Consider the following 16,679-nt stretch of genomic DNA (forward strand, 5'->3'; position numbering starts at 1 on the left):
TATCCGGATGCCAGGAACGGTCCTTTCCTGGCAAATTTCGCAAGGAAAGGACCGTTCCTAGCGCGCGCTGCCGGGGTCGATCAGGCGGGTGCCCAGAGCGCGGGCACGTTCGGCGGCTCCCAGCCGGCCAGCGACCGGTGGCCCTGACGGCACACGTACGCCGTGCCGTTGTAGGTCACCCTGGCGCCGGTGGCGTAGTCGACACCGGGCTTCCAGGCATCAGACGGCACCGAGGTGGTCGTCGTCGGCGTGGTGGTGGTCGTCCGGGTCGTGGTGGTGGTCGTCGGGCTGGTGGTCGTGGTCGTGGTTCCCGTCGTCGGTGTGGTCGTGGTCGTCGGCGGGGTGCCGCCACCACGCGGGTTGTCCGACGCGATCGCGTACGTCGTCCCGCCGAAGGTGAAGGTGAAGTTCGACGGCGACGCGATCGGCATGTAGTAGTTCAGCCGGATCTCGATCGTGGCGCCCGGGGCGATGGTCTGCCAGCTGGGCACGGTCACCGCGACGTGCTGGAAGTCTCCCTTCATTCCGCCGACGTTGGGCCCGCTGTGGCCCTTGCTGGTGACCGTCAGGCCGAAGCCGGACTGGTCGGACATGCTGCCGGGCGCGCTCGTGCCGTAGTCGAACTCGATCTTCGTCCCACCGGGGATGGTGGTGGTCGAATTGTTGGTGATGCGCATCCGCGGGGTGATCGGGTAGTTCGCGTCGCCCAGCGCGAAACCGGTCAGGTTGATGTGCGCGTTCAGCACCGACGAAGGCGCGGGGCGCGGCGACTTGGCGTTGCCGTACGGAGCGGCGCCGCGCAGGCCGTCGTTGATCTTCGTGATCAGCGTGTCGCCCATGAAGTACTGACCCTTGGCGCTGTCGAAGGCGTAGTCGCCCGCCAGCTCCCAGATCATGATGCCGCCGATGCCCTTGTCGGCCACGTACTTGGCCTTCGTGGCGAGCGACTCTTCGTCCTCAGTGGACAGGAACACCTTCTTGTCGTTGTTCCACAGCCACGGCGTCACCATCGTGTTGTCGTAGAACCTGTTGTAGGAGCCGGAGAGCCGGTCCTTCGGGTTGTTCTTCGGGTCCAGCCCGTACTTCTCCAGGTAGTCCGGGGTGATCTCGTTCTCGAGGTTCTTCGCGTGCCACATGGGGTTCGCGCCCGCCGGTACCTCGGCGCCCGTCAGGCTCATGTCGTGCCAGAGGTTGTCGATGCCGATCGCGCCGTTGCCGCACGGCACCGTCGAGCCGACCTGGGATCCGGTCCCCGGTGGGCACTGCTTCTGGTCCGGCAGTGGAGCGGTGCCCCACAAACCGTTCGTCCCGCCCGAAACGCCTTGCCAGCCGCGGGTGTAGAACCCGACGCCGATGTTGATCCGGCCGGCCTGCATGGCGCCGCGGAAGTAGTGATACGCCCAGTCGGTGTTGAGATAGCCCTGCCCGTCGTACTGCGGGGTCGTGTACACCTGCCAGTGCGCGAGTTCCGCGTCCTTGCCGTTGTCGTAGAGCGCGGCGTTCGGCCCGGCGAACTGGTTCCACGCGCCGTGCAGGTCGTAGCTCATCATGTTGGCGTAGTCGAGATACTGCGTGACGCCGTAGACCTCCTGGCCGCGCAGCAGCCAGCCGGAAGCGGGCACGGCGGCGGTCAGCAGGTAGTGTTTGCCGTCGGCAGCGCCGGCCTGGTCGATCTTCTGGCGCAACGTGCGCATCAGGTTCTCGTAGCCCGCCCAGAGGGTGCCCCGGTTGGACTGCGCGATCCAGTAGTCGTCCGGGTTGCCGGCGTAGTTCGCCGATGTCGCGTACTCGTAGTCGATGTCCGCGCCGTTGAATCCGTAGTCGCGCAAGAATTTCACGACGGAATCCGCGAAGGTGTCGATGCTCGCCTGGCTTTGCGTCATCTTGTAGAACCCGCCCGACGCGTTACGCGTGCCGTCCGGGTTCAGGAAGCCGCCGGTCTCGGCCCAGCCGCCGATCGAAACGAGCGTTTTCACGTTCGGGTACTGCTTCTTGTACTTGTTCAGCAGATTGAAATGTCCCTTGTAGGGCAACGAGGGATCCATCTCGGCGCCGGGTACGCCCGGCCATTCCATGCCGATGGACTCGTTGTTCGGGCCCGGGGCGCCGACCGACACCTTGTTCTGCGCGTCGACATGCGCGAACGCGTAGTTGAGGTGGGTGACCTTGGTCCACGGGATGTTGTTCGCCAGATACGCGGGCGCGCCGTTCTTCCCGGTGCGCCAGCTGGTGAAGTAGCCGATCACGCGGCGGGAATGCCCTTCTCCCAGGGATTCCCGGCCGTTCGTGTCGTAGACGGTGCAGTAGGGGGTGTCGACGCCGGGTGTCCGGTACAGCCCGTCGGGACGGCAGTCCTCATGGCCTGCCGCGCTCGACGTGGACGGGGTGATGACGACGATCATGAGTCCGGCCAGCGTGATGAGCGACGCCAGCAGGGGGAGTAGTTTCCTGGTTCTCCTTGGCACGCCGAACCTCCGACAGTGGAAGATGGCCCTCGGTCACAGCAGCTTGAGCCGCCGACCTGGCGCGCGTCAATAGGTGTAGACCAATTTCCATCCTGTGCCGTACGGCGGAGCGTACCTGTGGTTCGTCAGGTCCGGCTTTGCCGAGACGGGTCATACTGCCGACTGCATCAGGATCGTGTTATGCCGCCGTTTTCCGTATCAGGAAGGAAAACTCGTTCCCATCGGGATCCGCCATCTCCACCTGCCCGTCGTCCCCGGTACCGAGGCGGGCAGCGCCGAGCGAAACCAGCCGCTCCACTTCGGAAAGCGGTCCGGTCAAAACGAAACGCAGCCGGTTCGGTCCGGTCTTCGGGGTGAACGGCGGACCGCCCCAGGTGATCTTCGGGCCACCGTGCGGCGAGCGGATCGCGGTCTCCTGATCCTGGTCCCACACCAGCGGCCAGCCGAGTGCCTTGCTCCAGAAGTACCCGACCTCCTGCGAACCGTCGCTCGCGATGGCGCCGACGAAGCCGCATTCGGCGAGAAAGTCGTTGCCCGGCTCGATGACGCAGAACTCGTTGCCCTCGGGGTCGGCGAGCACGACGTGCTCCTCTTCGGGAAGCTGGCCGACGTCGATGTGCCGTCCGCCGAGTTCGAGCGCCTTCGCGACCGTCCGGCGCTGGTCGTCCAGCGACTCGCTCGTCAGGTCGAAATGCATCTGGTTCTGGCGGGTCTTCGGTTCGTCGCTGCGTACGAAACTCAGCCGGAAACCGGTGTCCTCGATCGCCCGGCCGAGCAGTCCGGTCCAGAACCGTTCGAGGGCGTGCGGATCGTGCGCGGCGATCCGGAGCGCGTGCAGGGTGGCGGCCATAAGCGACGCTAAGAGCGACGACGACCGGCACGCAACCGATTTAGGTCCGTGAAGGCCTCCTTCCCTACCCTGAGAGTAGGGAAGGAGGCCTTCACGGAACGGTCAGCAGGAGACGCCGGGCCGCCCGTTCTCCACCCGCGCGGTCAGCGTCCGCAGGAACGACGGATCCCCGTCCGCCGTGACGCGAACGTCGTACCAGCCGCCGGAAACCGGCCAGTCCACCGTGACCGAACGCCCCGCCCCGACCCGCACGACCCGCGTGAAGCGCGAGGACGACAGCCGCAGCGTCAGCGCCGAAGTGCCCGAGTTGGACAGCTTGAACTCGACGCCCGAACGCCACGTCAGGAACCGCGTCCGGACATCGACGCCGGCGGCGGCGCCGGACCGGCTCCCGCGCAGTTCCCACCACGACCGGTTCGGTCCCTGGACGACGACGCGGTATTCGTCACCGGCCAGCTTCACGAGTTCCGGCGCCTCGCCGCGGACGTCGCGGTGCGCGGGCTCGGCGAACTCGCCCTTGTACGGGTACAGCGCGAAATGCGCCGATGACGAGCCGCTGTTCGCCAGCGAGAGCGCCAGATTCCCCGACTTGTCCACCGCGCCGGACACCGAGACCTGGTACGGCAGCGGACGGGACGGCCGGTTGCCGGGTTCGGCCACGGGCAGGCTCTGCTCCGCCGGGGCGGACGGCCGCCAGCGGCTGATCGGCGCGGGCACCGGGCCGGGCCGGTTCACCCGCGGCTGACGTCCGGCGCGCGAGAAGTCGAAGGCGCCGGTGAGGTCGCCCGCGACGGTCCGCCGCCACTTGCTGATGTTCGGCTCGGCGATCCCGGTCCAGCGCTCGAGGAACCGCAGCACCGAGGTGTGGTCGTACACGGTGGAATCGACGTGGCCGCCGATCGACCACGGCGAGACGACCGTCATCGGCACACGCGGGCCGAAGCCGAGCGGCTGGCCGTTGAAGTGGTCCGCGTCGTTCGCCGCGTTCCCGGGCGGCATCGGCGGCGGGACGTGGTCGAAATACCCGTCGTTCTCGTCGAAGTTGATCAGCAGCACCGTTTTCGACCATGTCTCGCGGTCGGACGCCAGCGCGTCGAGCACGCGGTAGATCAGGTTCGCGCTGCCGACCGGAGTGGACGCGCCGGGGTGTTCGGAGTCCTTCGCGGACGGCACCAGCCAGCTCACCGCGGGCAGGCGCCGCGCCTGGATGTCCGCCTTGAGCCGGGTCACCAGTGTCTCCGGCTCGCTGCGGTACATGGCCTTCTCGAACAGATTCCGCTCGGCGGGCGTCAGCTTGGCGACCCCGGCGTCGAACTGCGCCAGCAGTTTCGCGCGCTCCTCGGCGGTCTTCTTGGGCAAGGCGTCGTAGAACTCCTCGGTGGTGCGGAACTTCTCCTCGACCGACGCCAGGATCTTCGTGCCGACCTTCTTGAACGGCACGAAGTACTCGACGGCGTTGTCGGTGAAGTTGTCCCACTCCTGGTAGATCTGCCACGGCACCCCGGCCGCTTCGAGACGCTCCGGGTACGTCGTCCAGTCGTAGCCCTTGTGGTCGTAGGAGTACGCCGCGTTCGTGACCGCGCGGTTCGTCGTGCTGCCCGGTTCGAATCCCGTCGTGCCGGTCCACAGGAAGTTCCGGTTCGGGTTCGTGGAGCCGAAGATCGAGCAGTGGTAGGCGTCGCAGATGGTGAACGTGTCCGCGAGTTCGTACTGCAGCGCGATGTCGCGGCGCTCGTAGTAGGTCATGGTGGCGGGCGTCTTCGCCGCGATCCAGCCGTTGTTCCAGCCGCGCGCCCACGCCTTGCCGCTGCCGTTCCAGCTGTGGTCGAGGTCGCCGAGGTACTGGATGTCGTCCGCGTTCCGGCCGGCGAGCTCGGCCGCCTTGCGCACCGAGAACGGCAGCACCGTGCCACCGGCGGGATTCGGCTGCTCGAACACCGATCTCCCCGACGGCAGTTCGAGCGGGCGCGGGTCGGAGAAACCACGGACACCGCGCAGGCTGCCGTAGTAGTGATCGAACGACCGGTTCTCCTGCATGAGCACGATCACGTGCTCGATGGCGTCGAGTCCGCCCCGCCGCATGGGTTCGGCCATGGCGGCGTGCACGGACGGCGGGAGAAGCGTGGTGGCGGCCGCGGCGCCGGTGGCGCCCAGCAACGTACGGCGTGACAGTTCAGGCATGCCGGAACCTTGTCCCAGGAACATGAACGTCACAAGAACCGAACAGGTCGACTCGGCGTCGTAGCCGGGCGGTGACACCGCGTCGATCCGCCGTTCCGGGCTTGGTCCCTGGCCGCCACTGTGTTTAGAGTATGCCGCCCGTACGAACCCCTGGATGGCCGTGTTTCCTGATCATCACAACGAAAACGAGAGTGGGGGAGACCCCGCCAGACCGGTGTTCGTCGACCCCAGCGGCCGCCGCCGCACCGTCGTCCGGCGGATCGCGATCGGTGCCTGCGCGGTCGTCGTCGGTTATGGGATCCTTCTCACGGCGGCGCTTTTCGGGGCGCCGACCCTGCCTTCCGCGTTGATCCCCGCTCCGCCTCCCGCGCCCTCGGCGACCACTGGTGCGCCGTCCGAGACGACTTCGTCCGGCCCCAGGCCCACGTCTTCGCGGGCCGCCCCCGCGGATTCGCCCGCCACCGGGCGCGCGCCGGTGGACACGAGCGCCGGCCCGACCCCGCCGGTGAACCCGGCCCCGACCGGGGCGACGCCGCCGGGGCTCACGAGCACCTCCTCGCCGGGGATCGACCGCCGCAACAGCCGCGCGCCCGACGTCCCGCCGGGACAGACGAAGACCGCGCCTCCCGGCAACGGGCACTGACCCCGAGGAAACCCACTTGTCCCACCATCGGCGATTGCCGCCGCCCAAGGCGCATTGGGCGCTGCTGGCGACCCTGCTGTTCGCCGTCACCGTCCTGCTGGGATTGACCGCCCTGGTCGGCGGCGGATTCGCCGCCGACGGGACACCCAGGACCGTGGCCGCGACGCAGGTCCCGGCCGCGGTACGCGACGGCGGCCCGATCATCGACCCGCGCGGGGCCGAGCCCGTCACATCCCGGCTTCAGCCCAAGACCGTGGCGCTCACCTTCGACGACGGTCCCGATCCGGAATGGACGCCGCGGGTCCTCGACGTCCTCGCGCGGCACGGGATCCACGCCACGTTCTTCGTGACGGGCGGGCAGGTGACGCGTCATCCCGGGCTGACGGCGGACATCGTCCACCGTGGTCACGAACTCGGGAACCACACCGCCACCCACACCGACCTCGGCGCGGCGGGCGACGTCCGGGCGCAGATCGAACTCCGGGCCACCGACCTCGCCATCGCCGGTGCCGCCGGGACGGGGACCTCACTGGTCCGGCCGCCCTATTCCTCGACCGCCGACGCGGTGGACGACGCGGGCTGGCGCGCGGCGACCCGCCTCGGCGGCGAGGGCAGGCTCGTCGTGCTGTCCGAACTCGACTCCCAGGACTGGCGGCGGCCCGGCGTCGACGCCGTCTCCGCCGCGATCACCCCTCGGACGGACGACGGCGCCGTCGTCCTCCTGCACGACGCGGGCGGCGACCGTTCGGAGACCCTCGCCGCGCTCGACCGCGTGATCCCCGAGCTCAAGGCCAAGGGCTGGCGGTTCGACACCGTCAGCGGGGCCGCCGGGCTCACCGGGACCACGGCCGGAGTGGACGGGCTCACCCGCTTCGGCGGCTGGCTCCTGATCGCCGCCGTCCAGACGCGCGAAGCCCTTTCGACGGCGCTGGGCTGGCTGCTCGTCGCGGCGAGTGTGCTCGCCCTCCTGCGCACCGTCCTGGTCCTTCTCACCACGGCGATCCACGTCAGACGGGGCAGGGCCGGGCCCTCGCGCCCGCCGGTGCGGGAGCCGGTGACCGTGATCGTCCCCGCCTACAACGAGGAGGCCGGGATCGAGGCGACCATCCGCTCGATCCTCGCCTCCGACCACCATCCGACCTGGGTGATCGTGGTCGACGACGGGTCCACCGACGGCACCGCCGACGTCGTCGAGCGGCTCGCCCTGCGCCGCGTCACGCTGATCCGGCAACAAAACGCGGGCAAACCGGCCGCGCTCAACACCGGTCTCGCCGCCGCCCGCACCGAACTGGTGGTCATGGTCGACGGCGACACCGTGCTCGAACCCGGCACCGTGGGCGCGGTGATCCAGCCGTTCGCGGACCCTTCCGTCGGCGCGGTCTCCGGCAACGCCAAGGTCGCCAACCGCGGCGGTCTGCTGGGCCGCTGGCAGCACATCGAATACGTCATCGGCTTCAACCTCGACCGGCGGATGTACGACGTCGGCGAGTGCATGCCGACGGTGCCCGGCGCGGTCGGGGCCTTCCGCCGGTCGGCGGTGCTCGCGCTCGGCGGCGTCCCCGAGGACACCCTCGCCGAGGACACCGACCTCACGATGGCGCTGGAACGCGACGGCTGGCGCGTGGTCTACGAACAGGAGGCCCGCGCCTGGACCGAGGCGCCCGCGACGCTGGGGCAGCTGTGGAAACAGCGCTACCGCTGGTGCTACGGCACGCTGCAGGCGATCTGGAAGCACCGGGGCGCGGTCGTCGCCAAGGGCGCGGCGGGCAGGCTCGGCCGCCGTGGCATCCCGTATCTGCTGCTGTTCCAGGTGGCGCTACCCGTGCTCGCGCCGTTCGTCGACGTGGCCGCCCTTTTCGGCGTGCTGACCGGGGACTGGAAGACGGCCTTGCTGTACTGGTCGGTGTTCCTGCTGCTGCAACTCGTCCCGGGCGTGATCGCCTTCCGGCTCGACCGGGAATCGCTGCGCCCGCTGCTTTTCCTTCCGCTGCAACAGTTCGTCTACCGCCAGCTGATGTACCTCGTGGTCATCCAGTCGGTGATGACGGCGCTGGCGGGCGCCCGGCTGCCCTGGCACAAACTCGATCGCCTCGGCCAGAGCGCTCCACCGAGGTCACTTGTGGACGCTGAGTGACCGTCCGGCGGGGTGGCACCGCCGGAAGGCCGCCTGCGCGGTAACCTCACGAGCACCAAGACCGCAGACCCTTGAGGAGGGCCCGTGTCGGCAGGGCAGATCGCCGCGCTGATCGCCGCAGGAGCATTCGTCGTACTCGTCGTGCTGCTGGCGATCGTGCTGTTCAAGCTCGGCCGGACCCTGGACGAGGCCACGATCGCCATCCGCAAGGCGCACGAGAACACCGACCCGCTGCTGATCGGCGCGAACGAGACGATCACGCACGTCAACACGCAGCTGGAGCGGGTCGACGGCATCACGGCCAACGCGCAGGCCGTCTCCGGCAACGTGTCCGCGCTGTCGTCGGTGTTCACCGCGACGCTCGGCGGTCCGCTGGTGAAGACGGCCGCGCTGTCCTACGGCCTCAGCAAGGCCATCAAGGCCCGCCGGAAGAAGGCGGAAGCGAAAGCCTCCCGTCCGGCGAGGAAGCGGGGCCGCAAATGAAGCGCCTGTTCTGGCTCGGCGTCGGCGTGGTCGCCGGCGTCGCCCTGTCACGCAAAGCGACGGAAACCGCTCGCCAGGCCACGCCCGCGGGGTTAGCCTCGAACCTGGGCGACGCCGTGCGGGAACTCGCGGGCGCCGTCGGTTCGTTCGGCGCGGAGGTCCGTGCCGGGATGAGCGAGCGGGAACAGGAGTTGCACGACATGGTGTCCGAACGGACCGGCTTGAGCACGGCCCCCGTGACCGAGGGCAGGCACGCGGCGCAGTCGCGGCGCCCGGTCCGGCGAGCTCGCCGGGCGGAGGGCTGATCGGGTCGCGTCCGCGACCGGAAGATCCCCAGCCCTTCGCCGTTCCCGCCTGTCCGCATTCCCAGCGCCTTCGCGCGAGCCCGTATACAAGGACGATCCCGTGGAAACACACGAAATCACCAAGCGTTTTCTGAGCCATTTCGAGAACAAGGGACATACGCGCGTCCCGAGCGCGCCGCTGATCCTCGACGACCCGAACCTGCTGTTCGTCAACGCAGGCATGGTCCAGTTCAAGCCGTACTTCCTCGGCGAGGCCCCGCCGCCGTACCCGCGCGCGACCAGCGTCCAGAAATGCGTCCGCACGCCGGACATCGACGAGGTCGGCAAGACGACCCGGCACAACACCTTCTTCCAGATGGCCGGGAACTTCTCCTTCGGCGACTACTTCAAGGAAGGCGCCATCGAGGCGGCCTGGGAGCTGATCACCAAGCCCCAGAGCGAAGGCGGCTACGGTCTCGACCCGGCGCGCATCTGGGCGACCGTCTACGAGGACGACGCCGAGGCGGCGGGTCTGTGGAAGAAGCTCACCGGCCTGCCCGGCGAGCGCATCCAGTCCCGTGACGGCAAGGACAACTACTGGGACATGGGCGTGCCCGGTCCCGGCGGCCCGTGCTCGGAGATCTACTACGACCGCGGCCCCGACTACGGCCGCGAGGGCGGCCCGGTCGCCGACGAGGACCGCTACATCGAGATCTGGAACCTCGTCTTCATGCAGGACGTGCGGGGCGACAAGAGCCCGAAGCACGGCCACAAGCCGATCGGTGAGCTGCCGAAGAAGAACATCGACACCGGTATGGGCGTCGAGCGCGTGGCGACGATCCTCCAGGGCGTCGAGAACGTCTACGAGACCGACCTCGTCCGCCCGGTGATCGGCCGCGCCGAGGAGTTCTCCGGCCGCCGCTACGGCTCCGACCACACCGACGACGTCCGTTTCCGCGTCATCGCCGACCACGCGCGCACCGGTGTACTGCTCATCGGCGACGGCGTCACCCCGGGCAACGACGGCCGCGGCTACGTGCTGCGCCGCCTGCTGCGCCGCATCATCCGCTCCGCGCGCCTGCTGGGCGTGCACGAGCCGGTGCTGCCCGCCTTCGCCGCGGTCGTCCGCGACACGATGGGCCCGACGTACCCCGAGCTGGTGTCCGGTTTCGACCGCATCGAGGACGTCGTTCGCGTCGAGGAGGAGGCCTTCCTCTCCACGCTCACCAGCGGTTCGCGCATCTTCGACCTCGCGGCCGAGGAGACCAAGCGCTCCGGTGGCTCGCTGCTGGCCGGCGACAAGGCGTTCCAGCTGCACGACACCTACGGCTTCCCGATCGACCTGACCCTGGAGATGGCGTCCGAGCAGGGCCTGACCGTCGACGAAGAGGGCTTCCGCACGCTCATGAACGAGCAGCGGCAGCGCGCGAAGGCCGACGCGGCGTCGCGCAAGACCGGTCACGGCGACCTGTCCGAGTACCGCAAGGTGCTGGAGCAGCACGGCGAGACCGAATTCCTCGGCTACACCGACCTGCAGGCCGAGGCGAAGGTCGTCGCGCTGCTGGAAGACGGCGTGCCGGTCTCCCGCGTCGGCGCGGGCAAGAAGGCGGAGCTGGTCCTGGACCGCACGCCGTTCTACGCCGAGAGCGGTGGCCAGGTCGCCGACACCGGCGTGCTGCTCGGCGACGGCGTCGAGCTCAAGGTCCACGACGTGCAGAAGATCGTGCCGGGCCTGTTCGTGCACCGGGTCGAGGTGCTCGACGGCGAGGTCGGCATCGGCAGTGCGCTGACCGGTTCGGTCGACCAGCACCGCCGCCTGTCGATCGAGCGGTCGCACTCCGCGACGCACCTGGTACACGCCGCCGTGCGCGGCGCGTATGGCAAGCGCGCGGCGCAGGCCGGTTCGCTGAACTCGCCGGGCCGGATGCGCTTCGACTTCACCACCTCCGGCGGGGTGTCGGCCGACGTGCTCACCGAGGTCGAGGAGGAGGTCAACGACTACCTCCAGACCAACGTCGAGGTGAACACCTTCGTCACCACGAAGGACAAGGCCCTCGAACTGGGCGCGGTCGCGCTGTTCGGCGAGAAGTACGGCAACGACGTCCGCGTCGTCGACATGGGCGAGTACTCCCGTGAACTCTGCGGTGGCACCCACGTCGACCGCATCGGCCAGCTCGGCCTGGTGAAGCTCGTGGGCGACTCGTCCATCGGTTCCGGCGTGCACCGCGTCGAGGCGCTCGTCGGCACGGACGCGCTCAAGTACGTCCGCAAGGAGCAGCTGCTCGTCTCGCAGCTCGCGAACACCTTCAAGGTGCCCTCGGAGCAGCTGCCGTCGCGCATCGACGACGTGCTCACCCGGCTCAAGAACGCCGAGAAGGAGATCGAGCAGCTGCGCACCCAGCAGGTGCTCGGCTCGGCGGGCTCGCTCGCGGACAAGGCAGAGGACATCGGCGGGATCGCGGTCGTCGCGGAGAAGCTCGGCGAAGGCGTCGACTCGAACGGTCTGCGCGCGCTGGCTTCGGACATCCGCGGCAGGCTCGGCAACCGGCCCGGCGTCGTCGCGCTGTTCGCCCCGCAGGGCGAGAAGGTCGCCTTCGTCGTCGCCACCACGAAGGCGGCGCAGGAGAAGGGCGTCGCGGCGGGCAAGCTCGTCCCGTCGTTCGCCGAGGCGATCGGCGGCCGTGGCGGCGGCAAGCCGGACATGGCCCAAGGCGGGGGCACCAACCCGGCCGGGGCCGACCAGGCCATCGCCTCCCTGCGCGCGGCGGTCGCCCAAGTTGGCTGACGACGCCGCTGGGCGCCGCCCGGATCGGCCTGGGGAGTCCGATCCGGGGCGCGGCAGGCGGCTCGGGGTGGATGTCGGATCCGTCCGGGTCGGGATCGCGCTCAGCGATCCCGACCCCATCCTCGCGAGCCCGCTCGTTACCCTCACTCGCGACGCGGCGGGCGACAAGGACGTCGACCAGCTCGTCGAACTCGTCACGGAACACGACGTGGTCGAAGTCGTCGTCGGCTTGCCGAGGACGCTCAAGGACCGTCACGGCCCCGCGGCCGAAGCGGCACTCGACTACGCCGGGAAGCTCGCCGCCAGGATCGCCCCGGTACCGGTGCGACTGGCCGACGAGCGGTTGACCACGGTGACGGCATCCAGGATGCTGTCGCAGCGTGGGGTGAAGGGACGTAAGCAACGTGCCGTCGTCGATCAGGCGGCCGCGGTCGAGATCCTGCAGGCGTGGATCGACGCGGTAGCGGCACATCGCGCACGGAAGGGCGACACATGACCGAGCCCCACGGCCGGCCCGAACGCCGTCAGGGCGGAAGACGACGGTTGCGGGAGCCTGAAGAGGCCATCCAGCCACCGGCCCCGCCACGTCGACGGCCCGAGCCCCAGCCGACGGGACGACGGCACATCCGGGAGGAACCGCCCGTACGGCGTCCGTCGGAAGAACCGCCGAGGGCCCGCCGGTCACCGGAAGAGCCACCACCGCGGGCCCGGCGCGCCGCCGACGAGCCGCCGCCCCGGGCACCGCGTCCGGCCCCGGCCAGGCGGGCTCCGGAACAGGCGGTCCCTCCGCCGCCCCCCGTGCCGCAGCGGCGGTCCCCCCAGCCGGGTGACCGGGGTATCGGCATGCCCGCCTACGCCCAGGACGAGACCCCCCGTCCCGGCCGCCGCAGGCGCCGCGAGGACGACGGCCCGCTCCCGGACGAGCGGCCGACCGACGTCCTCCCCGCGATCCAGGAGGCGCCGCTGGCCCGGCGCCCCGGCGCGGCTCCTTCTTCGCCGCCTCAGGGCAGCGAAGAGGAATACAACGAGATCTTCGGCGACGACGCGTACGACGACTATGACGAGTACGACGACTACGAGGATTACGAGGACTACGACGACGAGGACCGGGCCGAACCGGAACGCATCGAGGACGAGCGCCCGGAACGTCAGGGGCCGCCGCCCAAGAAGCGCAAGAAGAAGCGCGCGCTGGGCTGGATCGCCGCGCTGACGGTGCTCGTCCTGCTCGCCGGCGGCGCCTACTACGGCTTCACTGAGATCTTCGGCTACGACGATTACGAGGGCACCGGCGAAAGCGACGTCCTCGTCCAGGTGGAGAAGGGCGACTCGACGTCGGCGATCGGCAACCGGCTGCAGGCGGCCGGGGTGGTCGCCAGCGGCAAGGCGTTCGTGAAGGCGGGCGAGGACAACACCGCCGTCTCGCGGCTCCAGCAGGGCTACTACGTCATGAAGACGAAGATGTCCGGGGCCAGCGCGGTCGAAAAGATGATCGCCCCCGCGTCGAAGGTCGGCCAGGTCGAAATCCGGCCCTACACCCAGTTCCACGACATCACCCAGCCCGACGGCAAGGTGACGCCCGGGGTGTACACGTTGCTGTCCAAGGCTTCCTGCGCCGACCTGAACGGCACGAGCACCTGTGTGCCGGTCGAGGAACTGCGCAAGACGATCGAGACCGCGGATCTGGCGAAACTGGGCGTCCCGGCGTGGGCCATCGAGCCCGCGACGAACGCCGAGCACAAGGACCGGCGCCTCGAAGGGCTGATCGCCCCGGGTATCTACAACATCAAACCCGGTTGGACGGCCGAAGAACTGCTCACCTACGCCGTGAAGACTTCGGCGGAGCGCATCCTCAACGCCGGGCTGAGCGAGCAGTCGAAGGGCGAGGGCAAAACGCCGTACGAGACGCTCGTCATCGCGTCGATCATCGAACGCGAGGCGGTGAAGGCCGACTTCGGGAAGATCTCGCGGGTCATCTACAACCGGATCGACGAGAAGATGCGGCTCGAGATGGACTCGACGATCAACTACGTCCTCGACCGGCCGACCCTGCTCACCAAACCCGAAGAACGGGAAAAAGCGGGCGCCTACAACACCTACAAGTCGGTCGGCCTGACCCCGACACCGATCGCGGTCCCGAGCGCGGAAGCGATCCAGGCCGCGCTGAAGCCGACGGCGGGGGAGTGGCTGTTCTTCGTCAAATGCGAGAAGAACGGGCTTTCCTGCTTCGCGGTGACCTTCGAGGACCACCGGAAGAACCGGGACGACGCGGTGAGGCGCGGTGTCATCTGACCGCAAGGCCGCGATCCTCGGGAAACCGGTCGAACACTCGCTCTCGCCCGTCCTGCACGGCGCGGCCTTCCGCGCGCTGGGCCTGGACGGCTGGACCTACGAGCGGGTCGAGATGGACGGTCCCGGGCTGCCCGCGTTCGTCGACGGCCTCGGTCCGGAGTGGACCGGGCTCTCGGTGACGATGCCCGGGAAACGGGCCGCGCTGGACTACGCCGACGAGGTCACGCCGCGCGCGGCGGCGGTCGGCGCGGCGAACACGCTGGTGCGCCGGGAATCCGGCTGGCTGGCGGACTGCACCGACGTCGACGGCGTCACCGAGGCGCTGCGGATCGCGGGGGAGTACACGCCCGGCCCGGACGACGCCGCGGTCGTCCTCGGTGCGGGCGGGACGGCCGCCGCGGCCGTCGTCGGGCTGGCCTCGCTCGGCGTGCGGACGGTCCGGCTCGTCGTGCGGGATCCGGCACGGGCGGCGGAAACGGTCGAGGCGGCCCAGCGGGCCGGGCTCGACGTCGAGGTCCTGCGCTGGGCCGAAGCCGACTTCGGGAAGCTCGCGGCCGATTCGGCGGTGCTGGTGAACACCGTGCCCCCGGACGCCGTGCGGCCGCATCTCGCGGAGCTGTCCGGGATCGGATGCGTCCTCGACGTCATCTACCACCCGTGGCCGACCGCGCTCGCCGAAGCCGTCGCCGAGCGGGGCGGGCGGCTCGCGACCGGGCTGGACATGTTGCTGCATCAGGCTTTCGGGCAGTCCGAGTACTTCACCGGGCGGCCGGCGCCGCGGGCGGAGATGCGGGACGCGCTGCGTGAGGCGACCGGCGGGATCCTTTCCCTGCCGATCGGCTGAGCGGACCACGGGAGGCCAGGTCACACGGCTCGGCGGGTAGTGAAGGCCTCCTTCACTACCTTCAGGGTAGGCAAGGAGGCCTTCACGGACTTGGCATGCGATCAAGCCGCACCCAGTAACCCAGTAGGTGCCTAGGAAGCCGTTGGCCCTAGCCCGAATCGCCACGCACAAACAAACGCCGATCCTCCTTCACGGACCGGTGAGCGGGAACCTTCTTCGGTGAAAGCGCCTGACAAGATCGCCTGAGTTCGATAATCTGGCCGACTGCCTCGAGAGGGGCGTCGCGGCAACCAGGTGACCACCGCGCGCGCCTCTGGCCGAACGGCCCCGCGATCTCGGCGGCAGGGCGCTCTTGATGGGGGACGGGACGTCTTGTTCCTACTCGCGCCCTGGCGACGTGATCGCGTCGCGCGCAGAACTCGCGAGGAGTGCTGAGGAAGGAACAAGGGGTCGATGCCTAAACCCGATCGAGACCACTACACCGAAGAAGACATCAACAACTCCTGGGTCGACGAGGCTCCGGTCATGAATTCCACCGTCACCCTGGCCGAGTACGACCCGGAGTGGCCTGAGCTGTTCGACCGGGAAGCCAAGCGCATCAGGGGGATCCTGGGGGAACGCGCGCTGGTCCTGGAGCATGTCGGCTCCACGTCGGTGCCGGGACTGTGCGCGAAACCGATCATCGACATCATGCTGATCGTCGCGGATTCGGACGACGAGGAAACCTACGTGCCGCAGCTGGAGGCCGAGGGCTACAAACTCGTCATCCGCGAGCCGGACTGGGAGAAGCATCGCTGCTTCAAAGGTCCGGACACGAACATCAACCTGCACGTCTACTCGCCGGACAACGGCCAGACCGAGCGCTACCGTCTCTTCCGAGACCGTCTCATCGCGCACGAGGACGAGCGGAAGCTCTACGAGGCCAAGAAACGCGAACTGGCGTCGCGCACCTGGAAGTACATCCAGCACTACGCCGACGCCAAGAACGACGTGGTCGACGAGATCATCGAGCGGGCGCGCGCGGCCCAGTACGACGGGTTCGCGCGGCTCTACGCGGCGCACGCCGAGACCAGCAGCACCAACGCCCACTACGACCGTCCCGCCATCGTGGAGCTGGCCGGGGACGTGGCGGGCAAACGGGTGCTGGACGTCGGCAGCGCGGCGGGACACCTGAGCGCCCTGCTCGCGGAGAAGGGCGCGGACGTCCTCGGTGTCGACGCCAGCTCGGGCATGGTCGCCGTCGCCAGGGAGAAGTTCGGGCACGTCGCGAAATTCGAGACGGCGGACGTGTCGCGGCCGATGCCTTTCGTGGAGGACGCTTCGATCGACGTCATCACGGCGTCGCTGGTGCTGCACTACCTGAAGGAGTGGGCGCCGGCGCTGGCGGAGTTCCGGCGGGTGCTCAAACCGGGTGGGCTCCTGGTGTTCTCGGTGCATCATCCGGGCGAGGACTGGCGGTGGTTCGAAAAGCGGAACTACTTCCAGCTCGAACTCCTGGAGGACGAGTTCCCGCCGGGGCAGCCGGTCCGTTTCTACCGGCGGCCGTTGAGCTGGACGTTCGGCGCGGTGCGGGACGCCGGGTTCGCCGTCGACAGGCTGGTCGAGCCGATGCCGGACGAGGCGATCGCCGAATCGGATCCGCGGTGGTACGCGAAACTGCGGACCGAACCTCGGTTCCTGTACTTCCGGACCGTCCGGGAGTCCTGACCCCACGCCGCGTT

The 16,679-nt window shown here is 69.1% G+C and carries 12 protein-coding genes; 9 read left to right on the forward strand and 3 right to left on the reverse strand.

The genetic code is table 11. From position 1 onward, the window contains the following. Positions 1-80 precede the first annotated feature (80 nt). The 3 genes from ED92_RS28985 to ED92_RS28995 form a co-directional block, all read right to left on the reverse strand. On the reverse strand, positions 81-2,465 hold the full coding sequence (locus ED92_RS28985; RefSeq protein WP_037343887.1) for a glycosyl hydrolase family 18 protein: 2,385 nt from the start codon (positions 2,463-2,465) through the stop codon (positions 81-83). A 178-nt stretch (positions 2,466-2,643) separates the two neighbouring features. Next, positions 2,644-3,315: a VOC family protein gene (locus ED92_RS28990; protein WP_037343890.1), complete on the reverse strand. Its 672-nt coding sequence runs from the start codon at positions 3,313-3,315 to the stop codon at positions 2,644-2,646. A gap of 102 nt (positions 3,316-3,417) precedes the next feature. Further along, complete coding sequence (locus tag ED92_RS28995; protein WP_037344518.1) at positions 3,418-5,496, reverse strand: phosphocholine-specific phospholipase C; 2,079 nt, start codon at positions 5,494-5,496, stop codon at positions 3,418-3,420. Between the two features lie 154 nt (positions 5,497-5,650). Here ED92_RS28995 and ED92_RS41460 point away from each other — a divergent pair, with 154 nt between their 5' ends. The 9 genes from ED92_RS41460 to ED92_RS29040 all read left to right on the forward strand — a co-directional run bounded on the left by ED92_RS41460 (position 5,651) and on the right by ED92_RS29040 (position 16,665). Next, the gene (locus ED92_RS41460; RefSeq protein WP_235213382.1) at positions 5,651-6,139 is read left to right on the forward strand and encodes a hypothetical protein; all 489 of its coding nucleotides are present in this window, start codon (positions 5,651-5,653) and stop codon (positions 6,137-6,139) included. A 34-nt stretch (positions 6,140-6,173) separates the two neighbouring features. After that, positions 6,174-8,273 carry a bifunctional polysaccharide deacetylase/glycosyltransferase family 2 protein gene (locus ED92_RS29005; protein ID WP_235213383.1) on the forward strand — a complete coding sequence of 700 codons (2,100 nt, stop codon included), beginning with the start codon at positions 6,174-6,176 and terminating at the stop codon, positions 8,271-8,273. Between the two features lie 84 nt (positions 8,274-8,357). Next, positions 8,358-8,756, forward strand: coding sequence for a DUF948 domain-containing protein (locus tag ED92_RS29010; protein WP_037343892.1), 399 nt, complete (start codon positions 8,358-8,360; stop codon positions 8,754-8,756). Further along, the gene (locus ED92_RS29015; protein ID WP_037343894.1) at positions 8,753-9,061 is read left to right on the forward strand and encodes a hypothetical protein; all 309 of its coding nucleotides are present in this window, start codon (positions 8,753-8,755) and stop codon (positions 9,059-9,061) included. The genes ED92_RS29010 and ED92_RS29015 overlap by 4 nt, the downstream gene beginning before the upstream one ends. A 100-nt stretch (positions 9,062-9,161) precedes the next feature. Continuing rightward, on the forward strand, positions 9,162-11,825 hold the full coding sequence (alaS, locus tag ED92_RS29020) for an alanine--tRNA ligase (RefSeq protein WP_037343896.1): 2,664 nt from the start codon (positions 9,162-9,164) through the stop codon (positions 11,823-11,825). Between the two features lie 67 nt (positions 11,826-11,892). Further along, on the forward strand, positions 11,893-12,321 hold the full coding sequence (ruvX, locus tag ED92_RS29025) for a Holliday junction resolvase RuvX (RefSeq protein ID WP_016333065.1): 429 nt from the start codon (positions 11,893-11,895) through the stop codon (positions 12,319-12,321). A 347-nt stretch (positions 12,322-12,668) separates the two neighbouring features. Continuing rightward, complete coding sequence (gene mltG, locus ED92_RS29030; protein ID WP_037343901.1) at positions 12,669-14,114, forward strand: endolytic transglycosylase MltG; 1,446 nt, start codon at positions 12,669-12,671, stop codon at positions 14,112-14,114. Positions 14,115-14,127: 13 nt separating this feature from the next. Beyond that, entirely contained in the window at positions 14,128-14,958 is an 831-nt protein-coding gene (locus ED92_RS29035; RefSeq protein ID WP_037344520.1) for a shikimate dehydrogenase, read from the forward strand. 453 nt (positions 14,959-15,411) lie between these two features. Continuing rightward, entirely contained in the window at positions 15,412-16,665 is a 1,254-nt protein-coding gene (locus tag ED92_RS29040) for a GrpB family protein (RefSeq protein ID WP_037343904.1), read from the forward strand. The last annotated feature ends 14 nt before the right edge of the window (positions 16,666-16,679 follow it).

It is taken from the genome of Amycolatopsis sp. MJM2582 (assembly GCF_000754115.1).
In the GTDB taxonomy this organism is placed as follows: Bacteria; Actinomycetota; Actinomycetes; order Mycobacteriales; family Pseudonocardiaceae; genus Amycolatopsis; species Amycolatopsis japonica.